Genomic DNA, 14,753 nt, shown 5'->3' with positions numbered 1-14,753 from the left:
CCTGCCTGCGACCAGGCCTGCTGACCGACGCGTGGGCCCGCCGCACCGGTGTGTGCGGCGGACCCACGCGACTGTGTGGCACCCGCACCTGTCGTCTGAGACGTCTTGCGCGAGGATGCCGCCGTGACCACCGACCCACGCACCGGCCTGCCGGCCGAGCTCTTCACCGCCATCGACCACGTGGGCGTCGCCGTCCCGGACCTGGACGAGGCGCTGGCCTTCTACGCCCAGGCCTTCGGCGTGCACTCCGTGCACGAGGAGGTCAACGAGGAGCAGGGCGTCCGCGAGGCGATGCTCGCCGTCGGCGACGGCGACACCCGCATCCAGCTGCTCGCGCCGCTGACCCCCGAGTCGACGATCGCCACGTTCATCGGCCGCTCCGGCCCGGGCCTGCAGCAGCTGGCCTTCCGGGTGGCCGACGTCGAGGCGGTCAGCGCGACGCTGCGCGAGCGCGGGCTGCGACTGCTGTACGACACCCCCCGGCGCGGGACCTCGGACAGCCGCATCAACTTCGTCCACCCGAAGGATGCCGGCGGCGTCCTCGTCGAGCTCGTCGAGCCGGCCTCGACCGCGCACTGAAGAAGGACCCCGCCCCCTCACCCCTCGCGAGCTCGGGGCGAGCCTCCGGGCGGGGCCATGGATCTGCTTTGACTACTCACCAGTAACATATCGCGCCACTGCACCGCCTCACGAGCCCACGAAGACCCGGGAGACTCACGTGTTCGAGATCAGGGACGCCATCCTCGCCGACCAGCTCACTGACATCGCTGGGCTGCCGGTGCCGGAGTCCTACCGCGCCGTGCTGGTCCGCAAGGACGAACAGGACATGTTCGCCGGCCTGAGCGCCAACGAGAAGGACCCGCGCAAGTCGCTGCACGTCGAGGAGGTGGCCACCCCGGAGCTGGGCCCGGGCGAGGCGGTCGTGGCGGTGATGGCCTCGAGCGTCAACTACAACACCGTGTGGACGTCGATCTTCGAGCCGGTGTCGACCTTCGGGTTCCTCGAGCGCTACGGCCGGCTGCACGACCTGGCCCGCCGGCACGACCTGCCCTACCACGTGGTCGGCTCCGACCTCGCCGGGGTCGTGCTGCGGGTGGGCCCGGGCGTGAACCGGTGGAAGCCCGGTGACGAGGTGGTCGCGCACTGCCTGTCGGTGGAGCTGGAGGACCCGGCCGGCCACGACGACACGATGATGGACCCGCAGCAGCGGATCTGGGGGTTCGAGACCAACTTCGGCGGCCTGGCCGAGCTGGCGCTGGTCAAGAGCAACCAACTGCTGCCCAAGCCCGCGCACCTGACCTGGGAGGAGGCCGCCGCTCCCGGGCTGGTCAACTCCACCGCCTACCGGCAACTGGTCAGCCGCAACGGCGCGGGCATGAAGCAGGGCGACGTCGTGCTGATCTGGGGCGCCTCAGGGGGCTTGGGCTCCTACGCCACCCAGATGGCGCTCAACGGCGGCGCCATCCCGGTCTGCGTGGTCTCGAGTCCGGAGAAGGCCGCGATCGTCCGCAGGATGGGCGCCGAGCTGGTCATCGACCGCTCCGCCGAGGGCTACCGGTTCTGGCGCGACGAGGACACCCAGGACCCCCGGGAGTGGCAGCGGTTCGGCAAGCGCATCCGCGAGCTCACCGGCGGCGACGACGTTGACATCGTCTTCGAGCACCCCGGCCGGGAGACCTTCGGCGCGAGCGTCTACGTCGCCAAGAAGGGCGGCACGATCGTCACCTGCGCCTCCACCAGCGGCTTCCTCCACCAGTACGACAACCGCTACCTGTGGATGAACCTCAAGCGGATCGTCGGCTCCCACTTCGCCAACTACAAGGAGGCCTGGGAGGCCAACCGGCTCATCGACCGCGGCCTCGTCCACCCGACGCTGTCGAAGGTCTACCCGATGGACCAGGTCGGGCAGGCCGTCTGCGACGTGAAGAACAACTGCCACCAGGGCAAGGTCGGCGTGCTCACCCTCGCCCCCACCGAGGGCCTCGGCGTCAAGGACGCCGAGAAGCGCGAGAAGCACCTCACCGCGATCAACCGCTTCCGGGGCGTCTGAATAGGGACCACCCTCCTCCCCACGCCTCGTGAGAGGACCCCCTGCTACCCGGCACTCGCAAGCTCGCGGCGGGACCCTGCAGGGAGCCGGCGGGACCCGGAACGGGGCCGTCCCGCTCGGCTCAGGGTGCCGGCACGTGGCGCGGCCGCGTGCGGTGCTGGCACCCTGCAGGGAGGGCCCCGGCGACACGCCAGGCCCGCCCCCCGACTCTGCGAGGATGACCGCATGACCGATCCCCGCCGCGACATGCTGCCGATGCGCGAGGCCCAGCACTCGTTCGACGTGGTGCTCCGGGGCTACGACCGGCACCAGGTGGCCGAGACGATCGAGCGCCTCGAGGCCGACATCCAGGTGGCGATGGCCGACCGCGACGCGGCGATGAGCCGCTCGGCCGACCTGGCCGGTCAGCTCTCGGCGCTGCACGGGGAGATCGACCAGCTGCGGCGCAAGGCCGCGTCCTCCGGACCGGCCACGTTCGAGAACGTCAGCGAGCGCATCCAGCACATGCTGCGGCTGGCCGAGGAGGAGGCCGAGGAGATCCGGCGCTCGGCAGAGCAGGAGGCCCAGTCGCTGCGGGAGCACACCGCCGCCGAGGAACGGGCGATGCACGAGCGGCACGCCGCCGGCCAGGCCGAGGTCGACCGGATGATCGCCGAGGCCCGGCAGAACGCCGAGCAGATCGCCAGCAAGGCGCAGATCCGCGCCGACGAGCTGGTGGCCAAGGCCCAGGAGAAGGTGGCCCGGCTCGACGCCGAGTCGCAAGCCCGGCGGGCCAAGGTCGAGGAGGACTTCGACATCGCCCAGCGGGCGCGTCGCCAGGAGGCCGCGCGGCTGGACGAGGAACGCGACCGCAGCTCCGCCGAGGCCGCCCACCAGCGGGTCGCCGCGGCCGAGGAGCACGCCGCCCGGCTCGTCAGCGAGGCCGACGCCGCCGCGGCCGCGACCCGCGCGGTGCGCGACGAGCTCACCGGCCGGCTGCTCGAGGCCCGCACGCTGCTCGAGCGGCTGCCCGACCTCGGCGACCGGCGCCCCGAGCCGCGGGCCGGCACCCGGCCGCCGGCGCCGCCCCGCCCGCAGCCGACCCCGCGGACGGCGCAGGCCCAGCCCGAGCCGGCCCGCGAGGAGCAGCGGCAGCAGCCGCCGGTCGGGCCGGTCACCGCCCAGCAGCCGGCGGTGCGCCCCACCACCGCGCCCCAGCCGGCGCAGCGGCCGGTCGAGCCGCCGGCGGGCAACGGCGAGGCCGCCGCGGCCCGGCAGCCCACCCGGCCTCCGGCCCCGCCGACACAGCCGGCCGTCACGCCCGCGACCGACGCCTCCGCCCAGCAGGCCCCGCCCGACCCGCAGACGACCCAGCAGCTGCGTCCCGTCCCCACCGGCAGCACGCCCGCCGGGGCACCGCCGCGGGTCGACCCGCCGACCCTGGTGCAGCCGGCCGTCCGGCCCGAGGACGCCGACACCGGCAGCCAGACCGCGGCCGGCCGGCGCTGAGCGGGGCGATCCTCCCCCCACCGCGGAAGGACCCCGTCCTCCTCACCGTGGAAGGACCCCGTCCTCCCCACCCCTCGCGAGCTCGGGGCGGGACCCGGGACGGGGCCGCGGCGAGCCTCTGGACGGGGCCGTGGCGGGACCCTGGAGGATGGCCCCCGGCGTCCCGCGGCTGGCCCCGTCGACGGACGCCGGGGAGGAGGCGCGGTGCCTACCCGCCGTGCCCGGCACCGGGCTCGTCCCGGCGGGCTGCTCGGCGCCCTCCTGCACGGCCGCACCGGTCTGGTGGTGGTCGGGATCGCGCTGCTCGCCGTGCTCGGCGCCGCCGTGGCCGCCCTGGTCCTCGGCGCGGACCGGGCGGACCGGCCGACCGCCGTCCCGACCGCTCCTCCTCCGGGAACGGACTCCTCGCCGTCCGCGGCGCCCTCGGGTCCTGGCGCGGCACTGCTCGACTGGGCCGACCGCGCGCTGCCCGACGGTGCGCGGCTGCGCCTCGAGGACGACGTGCGCGGCGACCTGCTCGCGGCCGGCGCCCCCGACGGGCTGGTGACGACCGAGGAGCCGACCGGTCCCGGCGACGTCGTCCTCACCGTCACCCGGGGCGAGCCGCGACCGGGCAGCCGCGTCGTCGCTCGCTTCGACCACCTCGCCGTCGTCGATCCCGCACCCGGCACGCCGACGCCCGAACAGCTCGACCGGCGGCGGGCGCTGGCCGAGGCGGTGCTGGCCAACCCGACGACGCACGCCTCCGACCCCGCCGCCGCGGTGCTGCGGTCGGCCGATGTCGACGCGCGGCTGCTGTCCCTGGTCGCCGTCCTGACCGCCCGCGAGGGTGTCGACGTGGCCGCCTTCCCGCGGCCCGACGGCACCGACGGCCCGGCCCGCAGCGTGCTGCTCACGGCGGTGGGCGGCGCCCCCGTCGGGACCGGGGAGCCCGCCACGGCGTCCCTGACGACCTGGCTGGCGGCGCAGCGGCCACCCTTCGCGCCCGACCCCGTCGAGGTCACCGGGGACGGCGTCCTGCTGTCCTACCGCTACGCCTCCGACCCCGACGACCTGGTGGCCGAGGTCTCCCCGTGACTCTCGGTTGGACAGGAGTCGCGAAGGGTGCGCGAATGGAGTCGCGGCCGCCGGAACGGTCCGCTCCCGAACCCGCTGGAGGAACCGTGGCCCGCTGGACCCGCGTGCTGGCCGTCACCGCCGTGACCGCCGGGACGGTGCTCGTCGCCCCTCCCGGGGCCGGTGCCGCCGAGAACGGCCTGCTGCGCCTGGCCCACCTCTCCCCCGACACCCCGGCCGTGGACGTCTACGTCGACTCCGTCTCCGACCCCGGCGACGGGACGGCGCTGCTGACCGTGCCCGGCGTCGGCTACGGGACCATCTCGGACTACCAGGACGTGCCCGAGGGCGTCTACACGGTGAGCATGCGGCAGGCCGGCGCCGACCCGGCCACCCCTCCGGTGCTCTCCACCACCGTCCAGGTCGGCGCCGACAGCGCCCGCACCGTCGCCGGCGTGGGCCGCTTCGCCGACCTGGGCCTGGCGGTGATCGAGGACGACCTCACCCGCCCGCCGGCGGGCCAGGCGCGGGTCCGCGTCGTCGCGGCCGCGGCCACCGCGCCGACGTTGGACGCCGCCGCGAGCGGCACCGAGCTGGCCACCGGCCTGGCCTTCGCGGAGGCCGGCGACCACACGACCGTGCCGGCGGGTGCCGGCGGGCTGCGGGTGACGGTGGGCGGCGAGCCGACCGAGCTGCCCCTCGACCTGGCCCCGGGCTCGGTGTACAGCCTGTTCGTGCTGGACCGGCCCGAGGGCGGGCTGACCGTGCGCACCGTCCTGGACGCCGCCGGCTCCGGCGTCGTCCCCACCGGCGGCGTGGAGACCGGCGCGGGGGGCACCGCTCCCGCGGAGCCGGCGCCCGGCGCGATCGGCGGCGCCGTCGGCCTCACCGTCCTGACCGGCCTGCTGCTGGCCCGGCGGTCGCTGCGCGGTCCGGCACGGCGCTGAGGCCGGGCCGGTGAGCCGACACCGCGCGCCACGGCGGCCGGTGCTACCGCTGGTCCAGGGGCTGCTCGCCGGCCTCGCGGTGACCGCCGGCGTGGTTGCGCTGGTCTCCCCAGCTGCGCCGGGGCCGGCCGCCGCGGTCTCCCCCGCTCCCGTCTCCGCCGAGCGGGTCACGGAACGGACGGCGGCGGCGCCGGTGCGCGTGCGGGTGCCGGCCATCGGGGTGGACAGCGAGCTGTTGCGGCTGGGCACCGACCCCGCCGGCGTCCTGGTCCCCCCGGACGACCCCGACCGGGCCGGCTGGTTCCCCGGCGGCGCCGTCCCGGGCGACGTGGGCCCCGCGGTGGTCGCCGGGCACGTCGACTCGGTCGACGGGCCGGCGGTCTTCGCCCGGCTGCGCGAACTGGACCCCGGCGACGAGGTGGTCGTCGACCGGGAGGACGGGACGACGGCGCGCTTCACGGTCACCGGCGTCGGGCGCTACCCGAAGGACGACTTCCCGACCGAGGCGGTCTACGGGCCCACCCCGCGGGCGGAGCTGCGCCTGGTCACCTGCGGCGGCGACTTCGACCGCTCGCGCGGCAGCTACGAGGACAACGTCGTCGTCTTCGCCCGCCTGACCTGATGCCACGGCCCCGTCCCGGGTCCCACCCTGAGCTTGCGAAGGGTGGGGAGGACGGGGTCCTTCTCCTGCGAGTGGTGAGGAGGACGGGTCCTCTTCTTCATCGGCGGTGCACCCGCGCGGACCAGCAGGTGGCGTGCCAGTGGCGACGCCGGTCGGCGGCCGAGTCGGTGTCCCAGGGGTCGAGGTCGGAGTCGCGCGGGTAGGCCGGCCAGGTGACCAGGTGCGGAGTCCCGGGACGGATCTCCTGGTCGCAGCCAGGGCAGCGGTAGGTCTTGCCGCTCGCGGCGCCGGTGACCCGGCGCACCACCCAGTCGCCGTCCGCCGCCTCCTCCACCGTCTCGGGACGGCGGGCGGGGGCGCGGCCCGCAGGCCGCGCCCCCCTCCGACCGCTGCGGCGGGGCACCCGCGTCAGCGGCGCGCGTGGTCCCGGAACCCGCGGCCGGTCTTGCGGCCCAGGTACCCGGCGGTGACCAGGTGCTCGAGCAGCGGGGCGGGTGCGAAGCCGGGCTCCCGGAACTCGGTGTAGAGCTCCCGCTCGATGGCGAGGGAGACGTCGAGGCCGACGACGTCGAGCAGCTCGAAGGGGCCCATCGGGTAGCCGCAGCCGACCTTCATGGCGGCGTCGATGTCGTCGGCGGTCGCGTAGTGCGCCTCGAGCATCTTCACCGCGTCGTTGAGGTACGGGAACAGCAGCGCGTTGACGATGAAGCCGGCCCGGTCGGTGCACGAGACCGCGTGCTTGCCGAGCCGCTGGGACACGGCGTGCGCCGTCGCCGCCACGTCGGGCGCGGTGGAGATGGTCGAGACGACCTCCACCAGCTTCATGACCTGGGCCGGGTTGAAGAAGTGCATGCCGACGACGTCCTCCGGCCGGCCGCTGGCCCGGGCGCACTCGATGACCGGCAGGCTGGAGGTCGTGGTGGCCAGCACCGCGCCGGGCCTGGCGATCTCGCCGAGGTTGGCGAACAACGCCTCCTTGACCGGCAGCGACTCGACGACGGCCTCGATGACCAGGTCCCGGTCGGCGAGCTCGTCGAGGGCCGTCGTCCCGCTGACTCGGGCGAGCGCCCCGTCCCGCGTGGCCTCGTCGAGCCGGCCGCGCTGCACCTGCTTCTCCAGCGATCTTTCCAGCTCGCGGTGCACCGCCTCGACCTTCTCCGGCGAGCGGGCGACGAAGCGGACGTCGTAGCCGCCCCTGGCGACGACCTCGATGATGCCGGTGGCCATCGTCCCGGAGCCGACGACGCCGACCGTGGACACCGCACGGGCGCCCTCGGCGGCCCCGCCCTCGGCCGGGGTGTGCGCGTCGGGCACCACCTCGGCGGAGTCCCGGCCGGCGTAGGAGTAGAAGCCGCGGCCGGACTTCCGGCCCAGCAGGCCCGCGGTCGTCATCTGCTTGATGATCGGGTTGGGCGCGTGCAGCCGGTCGCGGGACTGCCGGTACATCGTCTCGAGGATCTCGTAGGCGGTGTCGATGCCGATGAGGTCCATGAGCGCCAGCGGGCCCATCGGCAGGCCGCAGCCCAGCCGCATGGCCGCGTCGATGTCCTCGCGGCTGGCGTAGCGGTTCTCGTACATGGCGACCGCGTGGTTGAGGTAGCCGAACAGCAGGGCGTTGGCGATGAAGCCGGCCTTGTCGCCGATGGTGACGTCGACCTTGCCGAGTCGCGCGGCCAGCGCCTCGACGTCCTCGACCACCGGCTGTTCGGTCACCACCGTGCGCACGACCTCGACCAGCTTCATGACCGGCGCCGGGTTGAAGAAGTGCATCCCGATGACCTTGCCCGGCCGGCCGGTCGACACCGAGATCTCGGTGACCGACAGACTCGAGGTGTTGGTGGCCAGGATGGTGTCCGGCGGGCAGATCTTGTCCAGCGCGGCGAAGATCTCGCGCTTGAGCTCCAGCCGCTCGGGCACGGCCTCGACGACGAGCTCGGCCTGGGCGAGGTCCTCCAGCGAGGTGCCGAAGCGGATCCGGCCGAGGATCGCGTCGCGCTCGGCGGCGTCGAGCTTGCCGCGGCTCACCGCACGGCCGGTGGACTGCTCCACGTGCCCCCGGCCACGGGCCACGGCCGCCGCGTCGACGTCCACGGCGGCCACCGACAGGCCCGCCCGCGCGAGCACCTCGGCGATGCCGGCACCCATGGTGCCCAGCCCCACCACGCCGACCTCGGTCAGTTCTCTGGCCACGCTGCCATCCCCTCGAGGGTGCCCGGCCCCGCGCCTCGGGACCGGCGTCCGGAATCGCGGGCAGTCTCGCACCCCCTGCCGTCCGGGCGGACGAGGCCCACCCGGTGGTGCCGGCATCGTGGGGGCGCCGCGACCCCGCTCGTGGCGGGCCGCTGCCCGCCACGGCGGGCGCTTCGGGCTCGGCGGTGACGTCGCAGTGACGTGCCGGTGATGGGCTCGGGCGCATCGTCTCCCCCGGATCGACCGGGACCGGCCGGTGGGGTCGGAACCCGTCAGGGACAGAAGGGACGGCGAGGCACGTGACCAGCAGCGGCAACCCGCGCTCCGGGAGGACGGACGGCATGGACGGCGCGACGTCGGGCGCAGGGGCGGTGTCCGGGGGCGGCGCCGGGGCGGCGCCGGGATCCCAGCAGGACACGCGCGACCCCGACGGCCGGACGCCGAGCGGCGCGGGGAACGAGGAGTCCCCTCGCCGGCGCTGTGCCACGATGCCGGTGCACCACCGGTTGATGGCCGAGTCGCTCGAGTACCGGCAGGCGCGGGCCCGGATCGAGAACCTCACCCGGACGTTCCTGGCGCAGGGTGACGCCACGCGCTTCCCCGGGGTGGCCCACATCCCGGTCGTCGTGCACGTCGTCCACAACACCGACGCGCAGGACATCTCCGACGATCAGGTGCTCAGCCAGATCGACGTGCTCAACCGGGACTTCCGGGCGACCAACCCCGACGTCTCGCTCGTGCCGCCGGCGTTCGCCCCGCTGATCGCGGACAGCCGGATCGAGTTCTCCCTGGCCACCACCGACCCGGCGGGCGAGCCGACGACGGGCATCACCCGGACCCGGACGCACAAGACGTCGTTCTCCTTCGACGACGACGTGAAGCGGACCTCGGCCGGCGGGGTCGACCCCTGGCCGACCGACCGCTACCTCAACATGTGGGTGTGCCGGCTCTCCGGCGGCCTACTCGGGTACGCACAGTTCCCCGGGGGCCCGGCGGACACCGACGGGGTCGTGGTCACCCACAGCGCCTTCGGCACCACGGGGACGGCCGCACCCCCGTTCCACCTCGGCCGCACCGCGACCCACGAGGTCGGCCACTACCTCAACCTGTTCCACATCTGGGGCGACGACGACTCCGGCTGCGGCGGCAGCGATGAGGTGGACGACACGCCCAACCAGGGCGGCGAGAACACCGGCGTCCCCGTGTTCCCGCACGTCACCTGCGGGAACGGGCCGAACGGCGACCTCTTCTACGACTACATGGACTACAGCGACGACGAGGTCCTGGTGATGTTCACCCACGGGCAGGCCGCACGGATGGAGGGCTGCCTCGACACCGTCCGTTCCTCGCTGGTCCAGGCCGCCCCGAGCACCCCGCCGGACCCGGCCGTCGCCCATGGGGGAACGGAGCAGCCCGCGGCGGCTGCGGGCGTGCCGTCCCAGCGGGAACAGCGAGCCCCGGCGGCCCGTCGCTGACCCACCCGCCGGCGGGGGCGGCTCCCGGGGCCGCCCCCGCCGGCGCCACACCGAGGAGCAGGCGCATGACGGACCCGACGACCGCCCTCACCGGGCGGTGGCTGCACTCGTTCGAGGAGGACCACGGGGACGTGACCGTCTACCGGCCCCCGGACCACGACTTCCCCCCGGCCCGGGGACGGCGGGGCATCGAGTTCGCGCCCGACGGGTCGTTCACGGAGTGGGCGATCGGCCGCGGCGACGCGCCACAGGCGGTACCCGGTCGGTGGCGGACCGCTGCCGCCGGCCAGTTCGAGGTCACGACGGAACGGACCGGGGACCGGGTGCTCGAGGTCGTCCACCAGGACCCCGAACGGCTCGAGGTGCGATGGAGGACGACGTCATGACCCGTCCGGAGGGCTCGCGGCACTGGGCCCGCCTCGGCGACCAGGTGTACGAGTGGGACGAGTCGGACACCGGGCGCGGGGGCCGGCCGGCGCTGGTGACCCAGGTCGGTCGCTCGTTCCAGGAGCAGCACCCGGACGTGCCGGTCCTGCTCGACCACGGGCGTCACCTGGTCGTGGCCCTGCCGGATCCCGAGCCGGCGCACGTCCGCCCCACCGGGGACGGAGGCACCGGCCCGCAGGTACCGGGCCACCACGACTGGCGGATCGGACCCCTGCCCCGGGACGCCACGATCGTCGCCCGCCCGGAGCCGCTCGCCCGGACGCCGGACCCGGTCACCACCGAGGTCCTCGCCGGGCTGTCGCAGCCGTCGTTCGAGGAGCTGCTCGGCCGGCTGGCGGGACTGTCGACGCGGCACTCGCTCAGCGCCGGCTTCCGGCAGGCGGCCGGCCTCGCCGCCGACCGGCTGACCGACGCCGGCTTCGCGGTGAGCACGCCGTCGATCACGGTGGGGCCGGGCACCAGCGCCAATGTCGTGGGTGAGCTGACCGGGTCGGGGACCGGGAGCCGCGGTGTGGTGGTCGTGACGGCGCACCTGGACTCGGTCAACCTCGCGGGCGGCCCGTCCGCGCCGGCGCCGGGGGCGGACGACAACGCCAGCGGGAGCGCCGGCGTGCTGGAGATGGCCCGCGTGCTGGCCGGTCGGGGCTGGCGGCACGACCTCCGGGTCATCCTGTTCGGCGGCGAGGAGCAGGGACTGCACGGAAGCCGTCAGTACGTCGCTGGCCTCCCGCCGGCCGAGCGGTTCCGGATCCGCGCCGTGCTCAACCTCGACATGATCGGCTCGCTGAACACGACCGCGCCCACCGTGCTGCTGGAGGGCGCGCCGCGGTCGGCGGTGCTCGTCAACGACCTGGCACGCGCGGCGGCGACCGTGACCGGCCTGACGGTCGAGACCTCGCTCGACCCGTTCGCCAGCGACCACGTGCCCTTCCTGGACGCCGGCATCCCCGCCGTGCTGACGATCGAGGGGGCCGACAGCGCCAACACCGCGATCCACAGCGAACGCGACGTGCTCGCCACGGTCACGCCGGCGCTGGCCCTGGAGATCCTGCGCATGGACCTCGCGGCGCTGGTCGGCTGGCTGGAGCCGTCGGGCCCGGTGCCCCACCCGGCCGGCCCGGTGGGAAGCCGGGCACCCGGCCGGCCGGACGTCTCCGTGGTCGGCGGGGCACGCCCCTACCCGTGACGGTCAGAACAGCCGCTGCGAGGGGTCGTCGGTGCCCTTGAGGACGGCGTAGTCGACGGTCAGGCACTCGATGCCGCGGTCACCCGCCAGCACCCGCGCCTGCGGCTTGATCTCCTGGGCGGCGAAGACCCCGCGCACGGGCGCCAGCAACGGATCGCGGTTGAGCAGCTCGAGGTAGCGGGTCAGCTGCTCCACTCCGTCGATCTCGCCGCGGCGCTTGACCTCGACGGCCACCGTGGCGCCCTCGGCGTCGCGGCACAACAGGTCCACCGGGCCGATGGCGGTCGGGTACTCGCGGCGGACCAGTGACCACCCCTGCCCGAAGGTCTCCACGTGCAGCGCGAGCAGCCGCTGCAGCTCGGCCTCGACGCCGTCCTTCTGCAGGCCTGGGTCGACGCCGAGCTCGTGCGAGCTGTCGTGCTCGACCGACTCGATGGTGATGATCAGCTGCTCGCCGGCCTTGTTCGTGACCGTCCAGGTGCCGGCACCGTCGACGAGCTCGTCCCGGAACGAGCACGGCGGGGTCATCCAGTTCAGCGGCTTGTAGGCGCGGTCGTCGGCGTGCACCGACACCGACCCGTCGGCCTTGACCAGCAGCAGCCGCGGCGCCATGGGCAGGTGGGCGGTCAGCCGCCCCACGTAGTCGACCGAGCAGCGGGCGATGACCAGGCGCACGGGATCCGACGGTACCGAACCGGCAACGACCGGCCCGAGAGGTCCGGGCTCCTGGCCGCGGCACGGCATCCTGACCGGGTGAGACGTGTCCCGCTGGGCCCCGCCCTGGCCCTGCTCGTGCTGGTCGCCGGCTGCGCGGGCGGCGGCGACTCCGCGGCCCCCCGGCCGGCACCGGTCTCCGACGGGCCGGGCCGGCTGGTTCTGGAGGTGGCGCACGTCGGCGGGTTCACCACACCGGAGGCGCTGGCCGCCCGGGTGCCGCTGGTCGCCGTGTACGGCGACGGCCGGGTCGTCACCCCGGGCGCGCAGATCGAGATCTACCCGCCCCCGGCGCTGCCGCCCCTGCAGGTGTGGCGGCTCGACGCCGAGGGCGTGCAGACCGTCGTCGACCGCGCCGTCACGGCGGGCGTGACCGGCACCGCCGACCTGGGCACGCCTCCGGTCGCCGACGTCCCGGCGACCCGCTTCACCCTCGTCACCGACCAGGGGACGTCGGTCCGCGAGGTCGAGGCGCTGGTCGAGCTGCCCGGGGACAGCGGGCTCACCCCGGAGCAGCAGGCGGCGCGTGACGAGCTGCGCGGCCTGCTCGAGGTGCTCACCTATCCGGAGCCGCTGGGCGCCACCGGCCCGGAGCCCTTCGAGCCCACGGCGGTGGCCGCCGTCGTCGCGCCGTGGACGCCGCCTCCCGACCCCGGGCTGGTGCAGGCGGAGGCTCCCTGGCCCGGTCCGGCGCTGCCCGGCGAGCCGCTGCGCGGCGGCCTGGGCCTGTCCTGCGTGGTCGCCCGCGGCGAGGAGTCCGGCGCGGTGCTCGCCGCGGCGGCGTCCGCGACCACACTGACGCCGTGGGTCGCCGGCGACGGCAGCCGCTGGCTGCTCATGCTGCGCCCGCTGCTGCCGCACGAGACCGGCTGTGCCGACCTCGGGGACTGACAGCGGTTCCCAGCTGGTCGGTGGGTGGGGCGATCAGCGGGTGAGATCGGCGCCGCGGCGGCCCGGCCGCCACGGAGCGGGCCGGGCCGTCGCGGGCGGCGCGGGTGCGCGGCTACACGCGGGCGACCGGACGCAGGTCGACGTCCACGCCACCGGTCTGCGGGACCGCGGCGAGCGGTTCGGCCGGGCGGCCCGACCGGAAGCGCTCCAGGTCGAGGATGCCCTCGCGCTTGGCGACGATGGTCGGCACCAGCGCCTGGCCGGCGACGTTCACCGCGGTGCGGCCCATGTCCAGGATCGGGTCGATCGCCAGGAGCAGGCCGACGCCGGCCAGCGGCAGGCCCAGCGTGGAGAGGGTCAGGGTCAGCATGACCACCGCCCCGGTGACGCCGGCGGTCGCGGCCGAGCCGACGACGGAGACCAGCGCGATGAGCAGGTAGTCGGTGACCGAGAGGTCCACGCCGAAGAACTGCGCCACGAAGATGGCGGCCAGCGCCGGGTAGACGGCCGCGCAGCCGTCCATCTTGGTCGTCGCGCCCAGCGGGACGGCGAAGGACGCGTAGGACCGCGGCACCCCGAGGTCCTGCTCGGTCACCCGCTCGGTCACCGGCAGGGTGCCGATCGAGGACCGGGACACGAAGGCCAGCTGGATGGCCGGCCAGGCGCCGGCGAACCACCGCAGCGGCGAGAGGCCGTGCAGGCGGAGCAGCACCGGGTAGACGACGAAGAGCACGAGCGCGAGGCCGGCGTAGACGGAGCCGGCGAAGACGCCGAGCGAGCCGAGGGACTCCCAGCCGTAGCTGGCCACGGCGTTGCCGATCAGGCCGACGGTGCCGATCGGGGCCAGCAGGATGACCCACCACAGCAGCTTCTGCACGACCGCCAGGGCCGAGCGGGTCAGCGCCAGGAACGGCTCGGCCGGCTCGCCGACCTTGAGCGCGGCGACGCCGACCGCCGCGGCGAGCACGATCAGCTGGAGCACGTTGAACGACAGGCCGCCCTCGGCGGAGGACTCCAGGCCGAGGACGTTGGCGGGCACCAGCCCGGTGAGGAAGTCCCACCAGGAGCCGGTGGTCTCGGGCGCGGCCTGGGCGGCGGCGTCGGCCGAGCTGTTGCGGCCGGGCTGGGTGAGCAGGCCCAGGCCGATGCCGATCGAGACGGCGATCAGCGCGGTGATCGCGAACCACAGCAGCGTCTGCCCGGCCAGCCGGGCGGCGTTGGAGACCTGCTTGAGGTTGGCGATGCTGACGATCACGGCGGTGACGATCAGCGGCGGGACGAGGACTTTCAGCAGCGTGACGAAGGTGCTTCCGACGGTCTGGAGGGTGCTGGTCAGCCAGTTGGGGGTGCCGTCGGCGACGGGACCCATGTCGCGGGCGACGAGCCCGAGGGCGACGCCCAGCACGAGGGCGAGGAGGACCTGTGCCGCGAAGGGGACGCGGCGGAGACGAGCGAGCACGGGAGTGCCTTCCGGGGACGGTGCGGGAGGGGACGACGCGGCGCGCGGGCGCTCAGGAGTCGGCCGTCATCCGTCCGAAGTCGAGCGCACGCCGCCGGGTGAGGTCCCACCTGTCGCGCACGTCAGGGCACAAGGCGCCCTCGGCGCCGTCACATCCCCCGTGTGCCCACTCTCACGTCGGCGAGGCCCCAGGCCCTCCCTGAGCCCGCGGCAACCCTCCAAGGGCCC

At 74.9% G+C, this 14,753-nt stretch carries 14 protein-coding genes; 10 read left to right on the top strand and 4 right to left on the bottom strand.

Annotated features, from left to right (window positions below):
* The first annotated feature begins 123 nt into the window (after positions 1 to 123).
* The 6 genes from mce (at position 124) to BLW63_RS06605 (ending at position 6,163) form a co-directional block, all read left to right on the top strand.
* Positions 124 to 579: a methylmalonyl-CoA epimerase gene (gene mce / locus BLW63_RS06630; protein WP_091152755.1), complete on the top strand. Its 456-nt coding sequence runs from the start codon at positions 124 to 126 to the stop codon at positions 577 to 579.
* A gap of 139 nt (positions 580 to 718) precedes the next feature.
* Positions 719 to 2,050, top strand: coding sequence for a crotonyl-CoA carboxylase/reductase (ccrA, locus tag BLW63_RS06625; RefSeq protein WP_091152752.1), 1,332 nt, complete (start codon positions 719 to 721; stop codon positions 2,048 to 2,050).
* A gap of 225 nt (positions 2,051 to 2,275) precedes the next feature.
* Positions 2,276 to 3,538 carry a coiled-coil domain-containing protein gene (locus tag BLW63_RS06620; RefSeq protein ID WP_091152750.1) on the top strand — a complete coding sequence of 421 codons (1,263 nt, stop codon included), beginning with the start codon at positions 2,276 to 2,278 and terminating at the stop codon, positions 3,536 to 3,538.
* A gap of 204 nt (positions 3,539 to 3,742) precedes the next feature.
* Complete coding sequence (locus BLW63_RS06615; RefSeq protein ID WP_091152748.1) at positions 3,743 to 4,615, top strand: hypothetical protein; 873 nt, start codon at positions 3,743 to 3,745, stop codon at positions 4,613 to 4,615.
* A gap of 86 nt (positions 4,616 to 4,701) precedes the next feature.
* Positions 4,702 to 5,541 (top strand): DUF4397 domain-containing protein, encoded by an 840-nt coding sequence (locus BLW63_RS06610; protein ID WP_244522407.1) that lies wholly within the window; start codon positions 4,702 to 4,704, stop codon positions 5,539 to 5,541.
* A 10-nt stretch (positions 5,542 to 5,551) separates the two neighbouring features.
* Positions 5,552 to 6,163, top strand: a complete 612-nt coding sequence (locus BLW63_RS06605) for a class F sortase (protein ID WP_091152744.1) — start codon at positions 5,552 to 5,554, stop codon at positions 6,161 to 6,163.
* 97 nt (positions 6,164 to 6,260) lie between these two features.
* On the opposite strand, the gene BLW63_RS06600 is transcribed toward BLW63_RS06605, so the two are convergent.
* Both BLW63_RS06600 and BLW63_RS06595 read right to left on the bottom strand, forming a co-directional pair.
* Complete coding sequence (locus tag BLW63_RS06600; protein WP_211517034.1) at positions 6,261 to 6,497, bottom strand: hypothetical protein; 237 nt, start codon at positions 6,495 to 6,497, stop codon at positions 6,261 to 6,263.
* A 74-nt stretch (positions 6,498 to 6,571) separates the two neighbouring features.
* The gene (locus tag BLW63_RS06595; protein ID WP_091152739.1) at positions 6,572 to 8,353 is read right to left on the bottom strand and encodes a 3-hydroxyacyl-CoA dehydrogenase family protein; all 1,782 of its coding nucleotides are present in this window, start codon (positions 8,351 to 8,353) and stop codon (positions 6,572 to 6,574) included.
* 341 nt (positions 8,354 to 8,694) lie between these two features.
* Here BLW63_RS06595 and BLW63_RS06590 point away from each other — a divergent pair, with 341 nt between their 5' ends.
* From BLW63_RS06590 to BLW63_RS06580, 3 genes are all read left to right on the top strand, one after another.
* Entirely contained in the window at positions 8,695 to 9,828 is a 1,134-nt protein-coding gene (locus BLW63_RS06590; RefSeq protein WP_211517033.1) for a zinc metalloprotease, read from the top strand.
* Between the two features lie 65 nt (positions 9,829 to 9,893).
* A complete protein-coding gene (locus BLW63_RS06585) occupies positions 9,894 to 10,214 on the top strand; it encodes a hypothetical protein (RefSeq protein WP_091152737.1) in 321 nt (106 codons plus the stop codon).
* The gene (locus tag BLW63_RS06580) at positions 10,211 to 11,461 is read left to right on the top strand and encodes a M28 family metallopeptidase (protein WP_091153178.1); all 1,251 of its coding nucleotides are present in this window, start codon (positions 10,211 to 10,213) and stop codon (positions 11,459 to 11,461) included. The genes BLW63_RS06585 and BLW63_RS06580 overlap by 4 nt, the downstream gene beginning before the upstream one ends.
* Positions 11,462 to 11,464: 3 nt before the next feature.
* On the opposite strand, the gene nucS is transcribed toward BLW63_RS06580, so the two are convergent.
* Entirely contained in the window at positions 11,465 to 12,136 is a 672-nt protein-coding gene (gene nucS, locus BLW63_RS06575; protein WP_091152735.1) for an endonuclease NucS, read from the bottom strand.
* Positions 12,137 to 12,214: 78 nt separating this feature from the next.
* Between nucS and BLW63_RS06570 the strand changes: the two genes are divergently transcribed.
* A complete protein-coding gene (locus BLW63_RS06570; RefSeq protein WP_091152733.1) occupies positions 12,215 to 13,066 on the top strand; it encodes a hypothetical protein in 852 nt (283 codons plus the stop codon).
* A gap of 112 nt (positions 13,067 to 13,178) precedes the next feature.
* Here BLW63_RS06570 and BLW63_RS06565 read toward each other — a convergent pair whose 3' ends face one another.
* Complete coding sequence (locus BLW63_RS06565) at positions 13,179 to 14,525, bottom strand: dicarboxylate/amino acid:cation symporter (protein WP_244522406.1); 1,347 nt, start codon at positions 14,523 to 14,525, stop codon at positions 13,179 to 13,181.
* Positions 14,526 to 14,753: the final 228 nt, after the last annotated feature.

It is taken from the genome of Geodermatophilus africanus (genome assembly GCF_900107105.1).
Classification (GTDB): Bacteria; Actinomycetota; Actinomycetes; order Mycobacteriales; family Geodermatophilaceae; genus Geodermatophilus; species Geodermatophilus africanus.
This window is presented reverse-complemented; position numbering and strand designations above follow the sequence as displayed.